We start from the raw sequence: 3,781 nt of genomic DNA, 5'->3' as shown, positions 1-3,781 counted from the left end.
GCCGTCACCTGGGGCGGCGGGTTGCGGGCGCCGAGGGCCGCGGGACGGCGGGCGCGCGCTGCCGCGGCCAGGGTCGCGCTCCGCCGACGCTGCGGGTCCGCGCTCGCCGCCGGGGGCTAGGGGCCCACGGTCGCGCTCCGCGGGCTCCGGGTCAGTGCTCGCCGCGGGGGCGACGGATCCACAGTTACGCTCCGCGGCGCTGCGGGTCCGCGCTCGCCGCCGGGGGCTACGGGTACCCGGTCGCGCTCCGCGGGCTCCGGGCAGGCGGTTGCTGCCGGGCGCCTCGGGTCAGCGGTCGTCGCCGAAGACGGGCTCGGGGAGGGAGCCGGCGTTGTGCTCCAGGAGGCGCCAGCCGCGGTGGCCCTCGCCGAGGACGGACCAGCAGCAGTTGGACAGGCCGCCCAGGACGCCGGTGGACTGCTCGGGCAGAGCTAGGAGGCGGGCGATGGAGACGCGGGCGGTGCCGCCGTGGGTGACTACGACCAGGGTGCCGCGGTCGGGGACGGCCTTCAGGGCCCGCTCTATCGCGGCCACTGCGCGGTCGGCGACCTCGGCCTCGACCTCGCCGCCGCCCCTTCGCTGGTGGTAGTGGTCCTTGCGCCAGGCCGCGTACTCCTCCGGGAACCTGTCCCGGATCTCGTCGTCGGTCAGGCCCTGCCAGGTGCCGACGAAAGTCTCGCGCAGGCCCTCGTCCAGCGTCACGTCCAGCTTCACGATGTCGGCCAGCGCCTGCGCCGTCTCCACGGCCCGGGAGAGGTCCGAGGAGACGATCGCGGAGGGCTGGAGGGCGGCCAGCAGCCGCGCCATCGTCTGCGCCTGCTCGCGGCCCACGGCGTCCAGCGGGACGTCCGTCTGGCCCTGCAGCCGGCCCGCCATGTTCCACTCGGTCTGGCCGTGCCGCCACAGCACGATCCGACGGCCCGTCACGTAGTAGGCGTGGCGGTCGGTGGCGATGCCGGGGGACGGGTCGGCCCCGGTGGCGGCCCCGGCTCCGGGTTCCCGGGCGCCGGGGCCGAGGCCGGGGCCGCCGTCGGCGTCGGTGTCCCCCGCGTTCAGGTCGAGGGTGGTCACGCCCGGCCCCCGGTGACCGTCTCCGGCAGCTCGATGCGCGGGCAGTCCTTCCACAGCTTCTCCAGCAGGTAGAACTCCCGCTCCTCGCTGTGCTGGACGTGCACCACGATGTCCAGGTAGTCCAGCAGCACCCAGCGGCCCTCCTGCTCGCCCTCGCGGCGGGCGGGCTTCGCGCCGAGCTCGAGCAGCCGCTCCTCGATCCCGTCCACGATCGCGCGCACCTGGCGATCGGTCGGCGCGGAGGCGAGCACGAAGGCGTCGGTGATGACGAAAACGTCGCTCACGTCGTACGCCACGATGTCGTGCGCGATCTTGTCGGAGGCCGCCTCGGCGGCGGCGATCGCCAACTGCCTGGCTCGATCGGTGGCTGTCACTGTGCGCTTTCCCCTGTCGGTCGTCGGACGTGCCGCTCCCAGGATCTCACGAGCCGACGCGCGGCAACGGCGGGTTTCCGACGGAGGAGCGGCGGAGGAGCGGCGGAGCACCGACGGAAGACCGGCTGAGGCGGCCGTCTCAGTCCGTCGAGAGGGACGTCCAGTCCTGGCCGAGGACGACCGTCACGTCGTCCACCGAGGACAGGCCGGAGACCACCTCGACCGCGCTGCCGCTCAGGCCGAGGGACGCCGCGACCTGCTCGGCGACGCTTCGGTCGGCGGACGACGAGACCTCGACCTTCGTGGTGGCCTGCGTGGACACGACGTTGCCCGCGTTGTACGTGTAGCCGTCGTTGACGAGCTTCGCCTGGGCCGCGTCCATCAGCTTGGTGCTGCTCGACGAGCTCGCCCCGGTGCCGTTCTGCACGAGCACGCGGGCCGCCTGGCCGGCCGTCGCGCCCGCCTTGACGGTGCCGCCGAGCAGCTTGTTCACGATGGCGGCCGCGGCGGTCTCGTTGAGCTCGTCGGCCGAGGTCAGCGGCAGGGTGGCGACGGTGATGGCGCCCGCGTTCTGCTGCGCGGCGAGGGCGGCGAGGATCGGGCTGAGCTTGCTCAGCGGCAGCGAGGGGTCGGGGATCAGGCCGAGCAGGTTGAGGTACGAGGTGACCTCGTTGGAGATCGTCGGGAGCTTGGCGATCAGCGCGTTCATCACCTGGCCGAAGCGCGCGGCCTGGGCGGTCGCGGCCTCCCCGGACGCCGAGTACGTGGCGTACGCGACGGCCTGCGCGCCGGTGAGGCTCGTCGAGCCGAGCGGCACGCCCTTGGTGTCGGCGCCGCTCGCCGGGACGGCGGTGTTCGTGGTCAGCGAGAGGCCGCCGAGGTCGTCGACCAGGATCGTGAAGGTGGTCTCGTCTATCGTCCAGACGCCGTCTGGGGTCACGCCGAGGGTGCTGGAGACGTCGTCCTGGCCGGCGGGCGGCTGGTCGGAGGCCATGTTGCCGCCGAACGTCGTGCTGCCGAAGCCCTGGCTGTTGATCTGCATCTGCGACGGGATGACGACGATCGCGCCGGTGCCGCTCGCGGTGCCGTTGGTGGTGCCGTTACGGTCGGTGACCAGCAGAGCGTCGCCGACGGCGTTGCCCTTCGAGTCGTCGAGGCGGAACAGGATCATCGACTTCGTCACGGCCGAACTGCCGGTCAGGCCGGGGACGCTGCCGCCGAGGAGCACGTACACGCCGACGCCGGCGGCGATCAGCACGAGCACGACGGCGAGCGCGATCAGCCGGAAGCGCAGCTTGCGGCTGCGCTCGGCGCGCGTGTCGGCGCGGCTCTCGCTGAAGTCGAGCCAGCCGTTCACCTCAGGGTCGTCGGCCTGGTCGACGAACGCGAAGTCGTCGGCGCGGTACCCGTCCTTGTCGGCTGGACGGTTGCCGGTCACCGGGCGCGCGGCGGCGGACTCGTCGTCGGGGTCGAATTCGAACTCGAACGGCTCGGCGGGCGCGGGCGCAGGTGGCGACGCGGGCGACGAGGCGGGCGCGGGGGCGGCGGCCTGGGCCGGGATCGAGACGACCGGCGGTTCGGACTGTGGTTCCGGGCGCGGCGCGGGACGCGGGCGGCCAGGCACGGCGGGGGCCTGCTGCGGGATCTCGTAGGAGCCGGAGCCGAAGAAGTCGACGGGGCCCGACGGGGAGGTCTGAGCGGCAGGGGCCGGAGGAATGGCGGAAGTCGTACTGGACGCGGGGGACGACTGCTGCTGGTAGGCCTGGAAGGGGTCGTATGGGGCGGACTGCGCGGACTCGCCGAGGTGGTCGTACTGGCCGGAGCGGTTCGGCTGGTCGTATTGGCCGGACTGACCGGCGCGGCCGTACTGTCCGGGCTGGTCAGTCTGCACATACGGATTGGGTGTGCCGGACTGAGCGGACTGGCTCGACTGGCCGCCCTGGACATACGGGTTGGGCGTGCCCGACGGAGCGGACTGACTCGACTGGCCGCCCTGCACGTACGGATTAGGCGTGCCGGACTGAGCGGACTGGCTCGACTGGCCACCCTGGACATATGGGTTGGGCGTGCCGGACTGACTCGACTGGCTCGACTGGCCGTACTGCGGGGGCTGCGGCGCTTGCGAGGTCTGCGGGGTCTGCTCGTAGCCGAAGGGCTGCGAGCGCGTCTCGTACGTGGAGGTCGGCGACGGCTGGCCGCCGTAGACCGAGGTCTGCTGCGGGAACGGCTCGTACGCCTGCGGCTGGCCCGCCTGCTGCGTCACGGGCGGCTGACCCGGCTGCTGCGGAGCCTGCGAGCCCGGCGCGCCTGGATCGCCCGGCGCGCCTAGGCCCCCC

3 protein-coding genes are annotated in these 3,781 nt (G+C 73.3%); all 3 read right to left on the bottom strand.

Going from position 1 to position 3,781, the window contains the following annotated elements:
* Positions 1-288: 288 nt before the first annotated feature.
* Positions 289-954, bottom strand: a complete 666-nt coding sequence (locus tag KDK95_RS34120; RefSeq protein ID WP_372463430.1) for a histidine phosphatase family protein — start codon at positions 952-954, stop codon at positions 289-291.
* Positions 955-1,067: 113 nt separating this feature from the next.
* On the bottom strand, positions 1,068-1,445 hold the full coding sequence (gene rsfS / locus KDK95_RS34115; protein WP_212522502.1) for a ribosome silencing factor: 378 nt from the start codon (positions 1,443-1,445) through the stop codon (positions 1,068-1,070).
* A gap of 139 nt (positions 1,446-1,584) precedes the next feature.
* On the bottom strand, positions 1,585-3,781 hold a 2,197-nt coding region (locus tag KDK95_RS34110), incomplete at its 5' end, for a LytR C-terminal domain-containing protein (protein WP_212522501.1).

The sequence above is a fragment of the Actinospica acidithermotolerans genome (genome assembly GCF_018139625.1).
Taxonomy (GTDB): domain Bacteria; phylum Actinomycetota; class Actinomycetes; order Streptomycetales; family Catenulisporaceae; genus Actinospica; species Actinospica acidithermotolerans.
This window is presented reverse-complemented; position numbering and strand designations above follow the sequence as displayed.